This window comes from Microvirga splendida, from assembly GCF_016427565.1.
Classification (GTDB): domain Bacteria; phylum Pseudomonadota; class Alphaproteobacteria; order Rhizobiales; family Beijerinckiaceae; genus Microvirga; species Microvirga splendida.
In genome coordinates this window covers 339,668-353,027 of sequence record NZ_JAELXT010000002.1, presented here as the reverse complement: position 1 = coordinate 353,027, position 13,360 = coordinate 339,668, and the positions used below count along the sequence as shown (strand labels likewise).

General features: G+C 66.2%; 12 protein-coding genes. 10 read left to right on the top strand and 2 right to left on the bottom strand.

Features of this window, described 5'->3' with window-relative positions:
• Positions 1-108 precede the first annotated feature (108 nt).
• Genes JAO75_RS03850 through JAO75_RS03830 form a run of 5 tightly spaced genes read left to right on the top strand, consistent with a single transcriptional unit; the run spans position 109 to position 4,809 of the window.
• Positions 109-2,313 carry an FAD-dependent oxidoreductase gene (locus JAO75_RS03850; protein WP_199046807.1) on the top strand — a complete coding sequence of 735 codons (2,205 nt, stop codon included), beginning with the start codon at positions 109-111 and terminating at the stop codon, positions 2,311-2,313.
• 48 nt (positions 2,314-2,361) lie between these two features.
• Entirely contained in the window at positions 2,362-2,871 is a 510-nt protein-coding gene (locus JAO75_RS03845; protein WP_199046805.1) for a DinB family protein, read from the top strand.
• A complete protein-coding gene (locus JAO75_RS03840) occupies positions 2,868-3,416 on the top strand; it encodes an acyl-CoA thioesterase (RefSeq protein WP_199046803.1) in 549 nt (182 codons plus the stop codon). The genes JAO75_RS03845 and JAO75_RS03840 overlap by 4 nt, the downstream gene beginning before the upstream one ends.
• Before the next feature lie 52 nt (positions 3,417-3,468).
• Positions 3,469-4,092, top strand: coding sequence for a 2-hydroxychromene-2-carboxylate isomerase (locus JAO75_RS03835; protein ID WP_199046802.1), 624 nt, complete (start codon positions 3,469-3,471; stop codon positions 4,090-4,092).
• Positions 4,093-4,101: 9 nt separating this feature from the next.
• Complete coding sequence (locus tag JAO75_RS03830; protein WP_199046801.1) at positions 4,102-4,809, top strand: aspartate/glutamate racemase family protein; 708 nt, start codon at positions 4,102-4,104, stop codon at positions 4,807-4,809.
• A 57-nt stretch (positions 4,810-4,866) separates the two neighbouring features.
• Here the strand turns inward: JAO75_RS03830 and JAO75_RS03825 are convergent, their stop codons facing one another.
• A complete protein-coding gene (locus JAO75_RS03825; RefSeq protein ID WP_199046800.1) occupies positions 4,867-8,376 on the bottom strand; it encodes a PAS domain-containing hybrid sensor histidine kinase/response regulator in 3,510 nt (1,169 codons plus the stop codon).
• 72 nt (positions 8,377-8,448) lie between these two features.
• Entirely contained in the window at positions 8,449-9,363 is a 915-nt protein-coding gene (locus JAO75_RS03820) for a LysR family transcriptional regulator (RefSeq protein ID WP_199046799.1), read from the bottom strand.
• Positions 9,364-9,463: 100 nt separating this feature from the next.
• Here JAO75_RS03820 and JAO75_RS03815 point away from each other — a divergent pair, with 100 nt between their 5' ends.
• The 5 genes from JAO75_RS03815 to JAO75_RS03795 all read left to right on the top strand — a co-directional run bounded on the left by JAO75_RS03815 (position 9,464) and on the right by JAO75_RS03795 (position 13,358).
• Entirely contained in the window at positions 9,464-9,898 is a 435-nt protein-coding gene (locus JAO75_RS03815; protein WP_199046798.1) for a DoxX family protein, read from the top strand.
• An 11-nt stretch (positions 9,899-9,909) separates the two neighbouring features.
• On the top strand, positions 9,910-10,404 hold the full coding sequence (locus JAO75_RS03810) for a VOC family protein (protein WP_199046797.1): 495 nt from the start codon (positions 9,910-9,912) through the stop codon (positions 10,402-10,404).
• A gap of 57 nt (positions 10,405-10,461) precedes the next feature.
• Positions 10,462-10,896, top strand: coding sequence for a large conductance mechanosensitive channel protein MscL (mscL, locus tag JAO75_RS03805; protein WP_199046796.1), 435 nt, complete (start codon positions 10,462-10,464; stop codon positions 10,894-10,896).
• 112 nt (positions 10,897-11,008) lie between these two features.
• Positions 11,009-12,211 carry a pyridoxal phosphate-dependent aminotransferase gene (locus JAO75_RS03800; RefSeq protein WP_199046795.1) on the top strand — a complete coding sequence of 401 codons (1,203 nt, stop codon included), beginning with the start codon at positions 11,009-11,011 and terminating at the stop codon, positions 12,209-12,211.
• A 97-nt stretch (positions 12,212-12,308) separates the two neighbouring features.
• Positions 12,309-13,358, top strand: coding sequence for an AbrB family transcriptional regulator (locus tag JAO75_RS03795; RefSeq protein ID WP_199046794.1), 1,050 nt, complete (start codon positions 12,309-12,311; stop codon positions 13,356-13,358).
• Positions 13,359-13,360 lie beyond the last annotated feature (2 nt).

Sequence of the window (13,360 nt, the reverse complement as noted above, 5' to 3'; positions counted from 1 at the left end):
GAAGCGCCGTCTCGAAGGGCGAGGATGCGGATCCAGAGCATACTGGACCATCCTTCGAGACGCCCGCTCAATGCGGGCTCCTCAGGATGAGGTCCGAGGGAGGATGAGATGAACTTCACCAATTTCCGCTTCGAGACCGACGCCGACGGCATCGCGCTCGCCACCTGGGACATGCCCGGCCGCTCCATGAATGTCATCACCCCCGAGGTGATGGGCGAGCTGGAGCAGATCATCGACAAGGTTGCCGGCGACGAGGCCATCAAGGGCTGCGTCATCACCTCCGGCAAGGAGGCGTTCTCGGGCGGCGCGGACCTCACCATGCTCCAGGGCCTCGGCGCGGAGTATGCGCGCTTGGCCAAGGAGAAGGGCGAAGAGGCTGCCATGCAGTTCTTCTTCGACGAGTCCCGCAAGCTCTCGCTGCTCTATCGCCGGCTGGAAACCTGCGGCAAGCCGTTCGCCGCAGCCGTGCACGGCGTGTGCCTCGGCGGCGCCTTCGAGCTCGCGCTCGCCTGCCATTTCCGCGTGCTGTCGGATGTGGATTCCACCCGCGTGGGTCTGCCCGAGGTGAAGGTTGGGCTCTTCCCCGGCGCCGGCGGCACGCAGCGCGTGGCGCGCCTCATGCAGACGGGCGACGCCCTGCAGATGCTGTTCAAGGGCGAGCAGATCCGCCCCTTGATGGCGCGCAACATGGGCCTCGTGCATGCGGTGGCGCCGCGCGACGGGATCGTGCAGGCCGCCAAGGACTGGATCAAGCAAGGCGGGTCGGCCGTCGCACCGTGGGACCAGAAGGGCTACAAGCTGCCCTCCAACAAGGTCTATTCCGCCGCCGGCATGCAGATCTGGCCTCCGGCCAACGCCATCTACCGCCGCGAGACGCAGGATAATTACCCGGCGATCCGGGCGATTCTCGAATCCGTCTACCAGGGCTTGCAGCTCCCGATGGATCTCGCCCTGAAGGTGGAGTCGCGCTGGTTCGCCAAGATCCTGCGCTCGAAGGAGGCGGCGGCGATGATCCGCACGCTCTTCATCTCCATGCAGGACCTCAACAAGGGGGCGCGCCGTCCCAAGGACGTGCCGGCCACGAGCCTCAAAAAGGTCGGCGTGATCGGCGCGGGCTTCATGGGCGCGAGCGTGGCCTACGTCACGGCCAATGCGGGCCTCGAGGTCGTGCTCATCGACCGGGACGTGGAAGCGGCCGAGAAGGGCAAGGCGCATTCGCACAAGCTCATGAGCGACCAGATCATGAAGGGCCGCGCCAAGACCGCGGACCGCGACGCGCTGCTGGCGCGCATCACGCCCTCCGCCGACTACAAAGATCTGAAGGATTGCGATCTCGTCATCGAGGCGGTGTTCGAGGATCCGAAGGTGAAGGCCGAGGTGATCCGACAAGTTGAGGCTGCGATCCGGCCGGACTGCATCTTCGCCTCCAACACCTCGACGCTCCCGATTTCAGGCTTGGCGCAGCAGTCGAAGAATGCCGGCCAGTTCATCGGCATCCACTTCTTCTCGCCGGTCGAGAAGATGATGCTGGTCGAGGTCATCATGGGCAAGGAGACGGGCGACAAGGCGCTCGCCACCGCGCTCGACTATGTGCGCCTGATCAAGAAGACGCCCATCGTGGTCAACGACTCGCGCGGCTTCTTCGCCAATCGCTGCGTGCTCGCCTACATTCTCGAAGGCCATCTGATGCTCACCCAGGGCGTGCCGGCCACGATGATCGAGCAGGCCGGCAAGCAGGCTGGCATGCCCGTCGGGCCGCTCTCGCTCAACGACGAGGTCGGCGTCGATCTCGGCCTCAAGATCCTGCGCGCCACCAAGGCGCAACTGGGCGAGGCCGCCATCATCCCGGAGCAGGAGGAGCTTCTCACCACGCTCGTGGAGAAGGAAGGACGCTTCGGCCGCAAGAACCGCAAGGGCTTCTACGACTATCCGGAAGGCGCACCCAAGCGTCTCTGGCCCGGCCTGAAGGACCTGCAGGTGAACCCGGCGGCGGCCGAACTCATCGACATGGACGAGTTGAAACAGCGCCTGCTCGTCACGCAGGCCCTGGAAGCGGCGCGCACGGTCGAGGAGGGCGTCGTCACCGATCCGCGCGAGGCGGATGTGGGCTCGATTCTGGGCTTCGGCTTCGCGCCCTATACGGGCGGCGCGCTGTCCTACATCGACTTCATGGGCGCGAAGACCTTCGTGGAGCTGTGCCGGACATTGCAGGCCAAGCACGGGGACCGCTTCGCGCCGCCGAAGATCGTCGTGGACATGGCGTCAAGCGGCGAGACCTTCTACGGACGCGCTGCGGCCAAGAAGGCGGCTTGACCTAATAGCCCTCTCCCGCAAAGGGGAGAGGGCATAAGGGGGAACTGCATGAAACAGCACTTCGCCATGATGGCGGGCTACAATGCCTGGTGCAACGAGCGTCTCTATGAGGTTGCCGCGCAATTGCCCGATGCGGATTATCGCGCCGATCGCGGGGCGTTCTTCAAATCGGTTCACGGCACCCTCAACCATCTTCTCGTTGCCGACCGCATCTGGATGAGGCGGTTCACAGGCGAGGGCGAGGCGCCGAACCGGCTCGATGCCATTCTGTTCGAGGACTTCGCCGAGCTTCGTGCGGCGCGGAAGCAGGAGGACGAGCGGATCGTCGCTTATGTCCATGGTCTCTCCGAAGCCGATCTCGTGGGTCGCTTCCGTTACCGGACGATCACGAACCCAACGGATGTCGAGCAGCCTCTGGCACCGGCCCTTGCGCATTTCTTCAACCATCAGACCCACCATCGCGGGCAGGTGCATTGCCTGTTGACAGGCTTCGGCCTCGAGGCGCCTTCCCTCGATCTCCTCCCGTACCAACGGCAGACCGGGATCGGCCTCACATGAACCTCTGGCTTCGCGTTCTCCACCTCATCATCGCATCCTTCGTCCGGCCGAAGCTGAATCCGGTAAGGGACGTGTCGCGCCTGACCTTCCGCGTATGGCCGCACGATCTCGACACCTCGCTGCACATGAACAACGGACGCTACTGGACGCTCATGGATCTCGGCCGCACCGACATCATGATCCGCTCCGGCCTGTGGCGGCCCATTCTCAAGCACGGCTGGGTGCCCGTGGTGGCCGCAGGGCAGATCCGGTTCCGGCGGGAGTTGAAGCCTTTCCGTGCCTTCACGATGGAGACGCGGATCCTCACCTGGTCGGACAGCCATGTGGTCATGGAGCACCGGCTCGTTTCCCGGAACAAGGACGGCAGCCCCATCCTCAATGCCATCGCCCTCGTGCGGGCAGGGCTCTACGACCGAAAGGAGCGGCGCTTCGTCCCCATGGAGCGCCTTCTCGGCGAGATCGGCGTGCAGGCGGAGACGCCGGTCGCGGCCCCCGAGGTCGAAGCCTTCCTCATGGCGGAAGAGACGTTGAAGAGCGCGGCCTGATGGTTCAAGCTGGAGCATCGCCGCTCCGGCCTGCCAACCCCGAATCGGACCCATGCCCCGCATCATCGACTATTACTTCTCCCTCGTGAGCCCCTGGGCCTATATCGGCCATGCGCCCTTCATGGAAATCGTCCAGAGGCACGGCGTCGAGGTCAATTACAAGCCGGTCTTTCTCGGCCGTGTCTTCGCGGAAACCGGCGGCCTGCCGCTGCCCCAGCGCCATCCGGCCCGCCAGCGCTACCGGATTCTGGAACTCCAGCGCTGGCGCGAGAAGCGCGGGCTGTCCTTCAACATCACCCCGAAGCACTGGCCCTTCGACGTGAACCTCGCGGACCGTTTCGTGATCGCCATCAATGCCTCCGGCAAGAGCCCGGATCCCTTCCTGCGCCGGGCCTACGCGGCAATCTGGGAGGAGGAGCGCAACCTCGCCGACCCGCTGGTCCTCACGGAACTGGCGGAGCAGGCCGGCTTCGACTCGTCCACGCTGATGGACGTGGCCACCGGCAGCACCACCGAGGCGATCTATGCGCTCAACCTCGAGAACGCCGTGGCGGGCGATGTCTTCGGCTCCCCGGCCTATGTGCTCGACGGCGAGGTGTTCTGGGGTCAGGACAGGCTCGACCTGCTCGACGATGCGCTTGCGAGCGGCCGCGCTCCCTACACGCCCAATCCATAAAGGTCCGCGATGAAGATCATTGGGCTCATCGGCGGCATGAGCTGGGAAAGCTCGGCCGAGTATTATCGCATCATCAACCAGGAGACGAACCGGCGGCTCGGCGGCGTACATTCGGCGCAATGCCTGATGTTCTCGTTCGACTTCGACGAGATCAAGCGGCTCCAGCACGACGGTGAATGGGAGAAGCTTGCCGAATTGATGAAGGAAGCAGCACTCCGGCTGGAGCGCGGCGGAGCGGATTTCATCGTCGTCTGCACCAACACCATGCATCGCCTGGCGGATGACATCACGTCGGCGGTGAGCATCCCGCTGCTTCACATCGCCGATCCCACGGCCGAGAGGATCAAGGCTTCGGGCTTCGAGCGGGTCGGTCTCCTCGGCACCGCCTTCACCATGGAGCAGGATTTCTACAAGGGCCGCCTGCAGCAGCGCCACGGCCTCGACGTGATCGTACCGGATGAGGACGACCGTCGGGTCGTCCATGAGATCATCTACAAGGAACTCGTGCTCGGGCAGGTCAGGCCGGAGTCGCGCCAAGCCTATCGCGAGATTATCGCGCGCCTGATCGAGCGCGGCGCGCAATGCATCATCCTCGGCTGCACCGAGATCATGCTGCTCGTCAAGGATGAAGACAGCGCCGTGCCGCTGTTCGACACCACGACCATCCATGCCGTTGCGGCGGTCGATGAGGCGCTGAGGTCGGCTAACACGCCGTAAGGAGCATCTCTCGCGTCATCCCCGGAACAAGTCCGGGGATGACGAAGGAAACCGTCTTTATTCCGCCGCCACCCGGGTGGCCCGCCATTGGGTCAGCAGCGCCCGGAAGGCCGCAGGCTTCAGCGGCTTGTTGAGAACGTGGATGTTCATGGCCGCGGCGGCCTCGCGCACGGCCGGCGTGCGGTCGGCCGTCACGAGCACGGCGGGCGTGTCGACCTGCGTCTTCCACCGCAGGGCCTTGATCAGCTCCAGCCCGTCCGTGTCGTCGAGGTGGTAATCGGCGATGATGACTTCGGGCAGCCCCTTGTGCGTGCGCAGCGCCTGATGGGCCGTCTCGAGATCCGACGCCGTCCAGACCTCGCACCCCCATCCCGTGAGCAGAAGACGCATGCCCTCCAGGATGGCGGGCTCGTTGTCGATGACCAGCACGCGCAGGCCCGACAGCACGGTCGCCGGAGCTTTCGGCGGCTCGGGCGCTGCGGCCGTGGCCGGCAGAGCCGCCACCACGGGCACCTCGACCCGGAAGACCGAACCGCGCCCGACCTCGGAGTTGAGCGTGATCGGGTGCTTGAGCACGCGGCCGATGCGCTCGACGATGGAGAGGCCAAGCCCTAGGCCCCGCGCAACCTTCATGCCCTGGTCCAGGCGCTGGAATTCGCGGAAGACCACACGCTGCTTGGAGGTCGGAATGCCGAGGCCGGTGTCCCAGACCTCGAGAACGAGATGCCCGGCGCGCCGGCGCCCGCCGACGAGCACGCGCCCAGCAGGCGTGTACTTGATCGCGTTGGAGATCAGGTTCTGCAGCAGGCGGCGCATGAGGCGCCGGTCGGAGCGCACCGTCAGGGAGGAGGGGACGAAGGTGAGCTTCAGGTTCTTGGCCTTCGCGACAGGCTCGAACTCGCGCTGCAGCTGGCGGAACATCTCGTCGATGCGGAAGCTCGACCATTGCGGCTTCATGGCGCCCGTATCGAGACGTGAGATGTCGAGAATAGCGGTAAGGATCTCCTCGACGGCATCCAGCGATGCATCGATGTTCTCGGCCAGCGTTCCGTCGCCGGCTTCGCGGTCCCGCTCCACGAGCGACGTGGCATAGAGGCGCGCCGCGTTGAGCGGCTGCAGGATGTCGTGCGAGGCGGCGGCGAGGAAGCGCGTCTTGGAAATGTTGGCCTCGTCAGCCTCCGCCTTGGCGTTCCGGAGAGCCTCGTTGAGGCGCGTGAGTTCCTCGGTCCGCTCGCGCACCCGCTGCTCCAGGGTCTCGTTGGCGCGACGGCTCGCCTCTTCGGCCAGAACGGTCTCGGTGACGTCCGTGTAGGTGGTCACGTGGCCGCCGTCGGGCAGAAGGTTCGAGCGGATCTCGATCACCTTGCCGGAGGGATAGAGCCTGAGGCGCACCGGCTCCACATCGTGGCGGAAGGAATGGAGGCGTGCCGCCACGAGATCCTCGATCTTGCCGGGCCCGTAGGAGCCGCGCGAGGCGTTGTAGCGTACGATCTGCTCCATGCCGATCCCGACCTGCACGAAGTTGGGCGGCATGTCGTAGAGGTCGAGAAAGGCCTGGTTCCACGCCAGCAGACGCAGGTCGCTGTCGATCACCGTGATGCCCTGCTTGGCATAATTGAGGGCATGCTGGAGAAGATCGCGGCTGTGCTGGATCGCCGCCGATGCATCGTCGAGCAGCTTGAGGGCGGCTTCCGTGGAGACGGTGCGGCGGCGCAGCAGCAGCGACAGGGCAAGGCGCGAGGAGGCGGTGCCGATGGCCGAGGCCAGAAGGTGCTCCGCATAGCGCAGGAGATGGATATCCGCCTCGGCGCGGGTGTCCAGGCTCTGGCCCCGGCTGTGGGCGAACCCTTCGAACGAACGGGACGTGCGCTCCTCGCCGAGATAGCGCGCGACGGTGGCGCGCAGCTCGCCGACGCTCACGCTGGCGCGGAACAGGCGGAAGCTCGGTGTCGCGGAAGCCGCGGCCTCGCCGAGGAACACGTTGGCCTGGATCTGCTCCATGGCCGTGACCGGCCGCCACAGGGAGAAGGCGACGTAGCACAGGATGTTCAGCGTTAGGCTCCAGACGACGCCATGGGTGAGCTGAGGCAGATCGACCCCGAACAGGGATGTGGGCTTCAGGGCCGTGATGCCGAACGGGCCCGTGACCACCACGTCCGACCAGAACACGCCGTCCCAGACGAGGCTCGGCAGAAGAAGCGTGTAGGCCCAGGTGGTGAAGCCGACCACAAGGCCGACGCTGGCGCCGAGCGCCGTGCCGCGCGACCAGATGAGGCCGCCGAGGAATGCAGGCGCCACCTGGGCGATGGCGGCGAAGGACAGGAGCCCGATGGCCGCGAGCGCTGCCTCTCCCGACGCGCGGTAGTAGGCATAGCCCAGCAGGATCACCACGACGATGGAGACACGCCGTACGCCGATGACGAAGCCGCCGGGGTCGATGCCCGCGAAGGCGCGCCGCCGCAGGACGATGGGCATGACGAGATGGTTCGAGATCATCACCGCCACGGCGACGGAATCGACGATGACCATGGCGGTGGCCGCGGAGAAGCCGCCGAGGAACGCGATCACCGCGAGCGTGCCGGCATTGTCCATGAGCGGCAGCGCGAGCACCGTCATGTCCCGGTCGATGGTCCCCTCGGGAAAGGCCGCCATGCCTGCCAGGGCGACGGGAATGACGAAGAGATTGATGAGGATGAGGTAGAGCGGGAACAGCCAGGCGGCGCGCTTCAGGTCCGCGTTGTCGTGGTTCTCGACCACGGTGACATGGAACTGGCGCGGCAGCAGAAGCGTGGCGCAGGTCGAGAGCAGGATGAGCGTGATGTAGCTGCCGAAGCCCGATGTCCGCTCCATCAGGGCGGAGGTGGTGCCCTGCGCGTCGAGGCGCTGGACGATGTCGCCATAGCCGTCGAACATCACGAAGGTGATGTAGCCGCCGATGATCAGGAAGGCGACCAGCTTCACCAGGGATTCGATGGAGATGGCCAGCAGAAGGCCATTCTGGTGCGCGGTCGCATCCGTGTGGCGCGTGCCGAAGGCGACGGCGAAGCCCGCCAGGACGAGCGCGACCACAAGGGCGAGATCGCCGAGGAACGGCAATTGGGTCAGGGACTCGCCGTTGGCTGCCGTCAGGAACACGTCGAGCGACGACGCGACCGCTTTGAGCTGCAAGGCGATGTAGGGCACGGAGCCCACGAGGGCGATGAGGCTCACCAGGGCCGCCACGCGCTCGCTCTTGCCGTAGCGGGCGGCGACGAAGTCGGCGATGGAGGAGATGTTCTGGGTCTTCGCCACCCGCACCACCCGGGCGACGAGCGGGAACCCTAAGCCGATCACCAGGATCGGGCCGATATAGATGGCGAGGAAGTCGAAGCCCGAATGGCTCGCAAGCCCGACCGATCCGAAGAACGTCCAGGACGTGCAATAGACCGCGAGCGCGAGGGCCGCGATGGTGGAGCGGGCCGGCCCCTGAACGAAGCGCCGCCCCCAGTTGTCGCCCCAATAGGCCACGGTGAACAGGAAGCAGAGATAGACCAGTGCCGACAACACGACGGCCCAGGTGGCGACCATAGGCGTGAACCCTCGAAAACAGACGTCGATTAGCTTTAGCCGCTAAAGGATAACAAGGCCACCATCAGCTGATCACAGGCCCCGGTCCCATTCGGGCTCCGGCGCAAAGCGCCGGGCCAGGAATTCGATGAAGGCGCGCACCTTGGCCGGGGCCTGGCGACCGGAGGGCATGACGGCATGAATGCCGGGCTGGTAGGTCGGATAGCCGCCGAGCACGCGCACGAGGCGGCCGTCGCGCAGGCAATCGCCGACGATGAAGGTGGGCTGATAGATCAGCCCCTGTCCGGCGACGGCTGCAGCGAGCAGGGCGTCGCCGTTGTTGGCGCGAAGGTTGCCCTGCACCGGCACGACGGTCTCGCCGTCCTGGCCGAAGGTCCAGCGGTTCGCCCCGATGGTGCTCGGCAGGGTGTAGCCCAGGCAGTTGTGCCGGGCGAGGTCGTCGAGGGTTTCCGGGGTCCCATGCTCCTTCAGATAGGAAGGGGCGGCGCAGACCACCGTGCGGCAGAGGGCAAGGCGTCGGGCCACAAGGGTCGAATCCTTCAGCCGCCCGATCCGGATCGCCAGATCCCACCCCTCCTCGATGAGATCCACGAAGCGGTCAGCGAGGCCGAGATCGAACGAGACGGCCGGGTGAAGACGGGTGAATTCAGGCAGGGCCGGGGCGATATGGCGGAAGCCGAAGGTGAGGGGCACGTTGAGCCGCAATGTCCCTCTCGGCTCGATCCGGTCGAGGCTGGCGGAGGCCTCCGCCTCCTCGATCTCGGCCAGGATGCGCTCGCAGGCCGCCAGATAGGAGCGGCCGCCCTCCGTCAGCACCAGCCTGCGGGTGGAGCGGTGCAGCAGCTTGACCCCGAGCCTCTCCTCGAGGGCCGCCACATGCTTTGTGACCATGGTCTGGGAGAGATTGAGCGCCCGTGCGGCCGCCGAGAAGCTGCCGAGCGCAGCGACCCGGACGAAGACCTGCATGCTGGTGACCCGGTCGAGCATGGGATGATCTCACTCTCTCGGTGTGAGTTGATATTCCAGTGCTGGGATTATCACGTCGCGGGTTTGAAGTCATATCGGAGGACCATTCAGGAGATTCTCGATGATTGACACCCGCACCGCTCCCTACGCCGCGCTGATCCTGCGCATCACGCTCGGCGTCCTGTTCCTGGCCCATGCCGGCCTGAAGTTCTTCGTGTTCACGCCTGCCGGCGCCGCCCAGTTCTTCGGCAGCCTCGGCCTGCCCCCGGCGCTGGCTTACCTCACCATCGCGGCGGAAGCAGTCGGCGGCATTGCCCTGATCCTCGGCCTGTTCACCCGTTGGGTGTCCTTGGCCCTGATCCCAATCCTCCTCGGCGCCATCATGTTCGTTCACGGCAAGGCCGGCTTCTTCTTCAGCAACCCGAACGGCGGCTGGGAATTCCTCGCTTTCTGGATCGCGGCTCTTGCGGCTCAGGCCCTGCTCGGCAATGGCGCATTCGCCCTTCAGGGCGGATCGGCCAAGGCTGCTCCCGCGTTGTCCACGCGTTCCGCCTGAAGGAGACGGCGATGACGAACCCTCGGCCCATCGACCCCGGCGTCAGGATCGGCCATGTCCACCTGAAGGTGGCGGATCTCGAGCGCGCTCTCGCCTTCTATTGCGGCGTTCTCGGTTTCGAGCTGATGCAGCGCTACGGCACCCAGGCCGCCTTCGTGTCGGCCGGGGGCTATCACCACCACATCGGCCTGAACACCTGGGAGAGCCAGGGCGGCTCCCCGCCGCCTCCCGGCACCACGGGGCTCTACCATGTGGCGATCCTCTATCCGACGCGGGCGGCCCTGGTCGATGCGCTCTACCGGCTCGTCGAGGCCGGGATCCCGCTGCAGGGCGCGAGCGACCACGGAGTGAGCGAGGCGCTCTACCTGAGCGATCCCGACGGCAACGGCATCGAGCTCTACGTGGACCGGCCGCTGGATCAGTGGCCGAGAACGTCTGAGGGCGAACTCCAGATGGTCACCCGCCGGCTGGACCTGCAGAACCTGCTCGCCAGCCGCACCGCTTGACGAAACTCCGTTGCCGGACAGCTTAAGCTTGGCAGCCAAGCAGGAGGAGGTCCGGCCATGTGGAACGAGTTCAAGCAATTTGCCCTTCGCGGCAACGTGGTCGATCTGGCCATCGGCATCATCATCGGGGCTGCCTTCAGCAAGATCGTGGATTCGCTGGTGGGCGACATCTTCATGCCCGTCGTCGGGGCCGTCACCGGCGGGCTCGACTTCTCGAACTACTTCACGGCCCTGTCGGGCGACGTGACGGCGGCCTCCCTCGAGGAAGCCAAGAACCAGGGAGCCGTGCTCGCCTGGGGGAGCTTCATCACCGCTGCCATCAACTTCATCATCATCGCCTGGATCCTGTTCCTGCTGGTCAAGGGCATGAACCGCCTGCGCCGCACGGAGGACGCGAAGACCGGCACGGCCGACAAGCCGCCCGAAGTGCCGGCCGACGTGAAGCTGCTCACCGAAATCCGCGACCTGATGAAGACCGGGCGCAGCCTCTAATCATCACCGGTTTCGATCGAACTCTTTGCCTTTTGTCATGAGACAACTTCGGCGCTTGCCTTGAGCGGGCGAACGGGCCATGCCTGTTCGCCCCATCCCAAGGAAGCTGCCCATGAATGCGTCCGCGCCGATCCCGTCCGTTCTCAGCCTGCGCCCCGAAGCGGAGCAGGCGCCGACCAGCGGCATCGTGGACGTGTTCAGCTACGGCCGGCTGAAGCCCGGCATCATTCCGCTCTGGGTGGGCGAGGGCGACCTGCCGACCCCCTCCTTCATCTGCGAGGCGGCGGCCCAGTCGCTGGCTAAGGGCGAGACCTTCTACACCTATCAGCGCGGCATTCCCGAACTGCGCCAGGCCATCGCCCGCTATCACGAGCAGGTCTACCGCAAGGCCTTCGATCCCGAGCGGTTCTTCGTGACCTCCGGCGGCATGCCGGCCATGCAGATCGCGTTCCGCATGCTCGCGGGCAACGGCGACGAGGTGCTGATCCCCACGCCGGCCTGGCCGAACTTCGCCGGTGCCATCACCATCGCTGGGGCGCGTCCCGTGCCCGTGCCGATGACCATCGACGACAAGGGCTGGCACCTCGATTTCGAAGGGCTCGAGAAGGCGATCACGCCGCGCACCCGGGTGCTCGTGGTCAACTCGCCGTCGAACCCGACCGGCTGGGTGGCGAGCCATGCCGATCTTCGCGCGGCCCTCGATCTCGCCCGCCGACACGGGCTCTGGATCGTGGCGGACGAGATCTACAGCCGCTTCATCCATGATCCGTCTCTCACCATCGACGGGCGCACGCCTTCGTTCCGCGATGTGATGGAGCCGGACGACAAGATCATCTTCGTTCAGACCTTCTCCAAGAACTGGGCCATGACCGGCTGGCGCCTCGGCTGGTTGGAGACCTCGCCGGCCCTGGGGCAGGTCATCGAGAACCTGGTGCAGTACCAGACGTCGGGAACGCCGGTCTTCATCCAGCGCGCGGGCGTCGCGGCCATCGAGCAGGGCGAGAGCTTCCTGGCCGACCAGATCGCCCGCGCCCGCCAGGGCCGCGAGATCGTCGGACGGCTCGCAGAAACCGGTCTCGTGGAATTGCCGCCGCCGAGCGGCGCCTTCTACGCGTTCCTGAAGATCAAGGGCGCGACCAGCTCCAAGGACATCGCCTTCCGCCTCATCGACGAGGCGAATGTGGGCCTGGCGCCGGGCTCCGCCTTCGGCGAGGCAGGCGAGGGCTATCTGCGCCTGTGCTACCTGCGCAAGCCCGAGGACGTGGAAGAGGCGGTCCGCCGCATCGGCGAGGCCCTGCCGCGGCTCGTGGCTTAAGCGCCGTTCCGTGCCGGCACACTCGCCCATCGCATGGCCTGTGCGCGCCAGCGACATTTGACGGGCGGGGGAAGGGCGTCCATTGAGCAACACCGTGATGCGTCCCTTTCTCGCCCAGCTCGTCCAGATCCTGATCGCCGCCCTCGGCGGCCTCGTGTTCCACTGGCTCGGCGTTCCGGCGGCGTGGCTGTCGGGAGCTGCCATTGGGGCCACCCTGTGGGGCCTCACCGGATGGGCCGTGCCCCTGCCGCGTGCTCTCGCCGACGCAGCCATGCTGATCTCGGGCGCCGCCATGGGCGCGGCGGTGACGCCGGAAGCCATTGCCGCCATGGGCCGCTATCCCGGCAGCCTCGTTCTTCTGGTGATCGGCGTGGTGGCGATCTCCGCGGCCTCGACCGCGTGGCTCACGCGTATCTCGGGCTGGCGCAGGGCCGATGCGGTGCTGGCCTCCGTGCCGGGCGCACTATCCACCGTTCTTGCCGTGGCGGCCGAGCGCAAGGCGGAGGTCGCCTCCATCGCCATCGTGCAGAACTTTCGCCTGTTCGTGCTGATCGCCCTGCTGCCGAGCCTCGTGGTGCTCACGGGCGACGGCGGCAACACGGGCGCGCTGATCGGCGAAGGCTTCCCCGTCGAGAGCCCGGGCGGCATGGCCTTCATCCTCCTCGGCGGATTGGTCTTGGGAGCCGTGTTCAAGCAGTTGAAGGTTGCCGCTCCCATCCTGCTCGGCGCCACGGTGATGAGTTCGGTCAGCCACGGGACCGGATGGGTCACCGGCGTGATCCCTCCGGTCATCGCAACGGGCGGTCTCGTGCTGATCGGCCTCTTCATCGCCGAGCGGTTCCGCAACATCCAGCGCGCGACCCTGAAGCGCGCCTTCATCGCGGCGCTCGGCTCGTTCACCGTCGGCATGGTGGTGGCCGCGCTGTTTGCCGGCATGGCCGCGTGGATTGCGGGCGTGAGCTTCGCCAACGGGCTGGTCGCCTTCGCGCCGGGCGGGCTCGAAGCCATGACGGTTCTCGCGCTCATTCTCGGGCTGGACCCACTTTACGTGGGCATCCACCACCTGGTGCGCTTCCTCGGCATCGGCCTCGTGCTGCCGTTCCTGATCGGCTGGCTGCAGCGGGACAGGACCGCGGCTGCGGAATAGCC

Coding starts and splice junctions, on each gene's coding strand:
- JAO75_RS03850 (WP_199046807.1), top strand. CDS start 109: ATGAACTTCACCAATTTCCGCTTCGAGACCGACGCCGACGGCATCGCG.
- mscL (WP_199046796.1), top strand. CDS start 10,462: ATGTGGAACGAGTTCAAGCAATTTGCCCTTCGCGGCAACGTGGTCGAT.
- JAO75_RS03820 (WP_199046799.1), bottom strand. CDS start 9,363: ATGCTCGACCGGGTCACCAGCATGCAGGTCTTCGTCCGGGTCGCTGCG.
- JAO75_RS03815 (WP_199046798.1), top strand. CDS start 9,464: ATGATTGACACCCGCACCGCTCCCTACGCCGCGCTGATCCTGCGCATC.
- JAO75_RS03840 (WP_199046803.1), top strand. CDS start 2,868: ATGAACCTCTGGCTTCGCGTTCTCCACCTCATCATCGCATCCTTCGTC.
- JAO75_RS03800 (WP_199046795.1), top strand. CDS start 11,009: ATGAATGCGTCCGCGCCGATCCCGTCCGTTCTCAGCCTGCGCCCCGAA.
- JAO75_RS03825 (WP_199046800.1), bottom strand. CDS start 8,376: ATGGTCGCCACCTGGGCCGTCGTGTTGTCGGCACTGGTCTATCTCTGC.
- JAO75_RS03835 (WP_199046802.1), top strand. CDS start 3,469: ATGCCCCGCATCATCGACTATTACTTCTCCCTCGTGAGCCCCTGGGCC.
- JAO75_RS03810 (WP_199046797.1), top strand. CDS start 9,910: ATGACGAACCCTCGGCCCATCGACCCCGGCGTCAGGATCGGCCATGTC.
- JAO75_RS03795 (WP_199046794.1), top strand. CDS start 12,309: ATGCGTCCCTTTCTCGCCCAGCTCGTCCAGATCCTGATCGCCGCCCTC.
- JAO75_RS03830 (WP_199046801.1), top strand. CDS start 4,102: ATGAAGATCATTGGGCTCATCGGCGGCATGAGCTGGGAAAGCTCGGCC.
- JAO75_RS03845 (WP_199046805.1), top strand. CDS start 2,362: ATGAAACAGCACTTCGCCATGATGGCGGGCTACAATGCCTGGTGCAAC.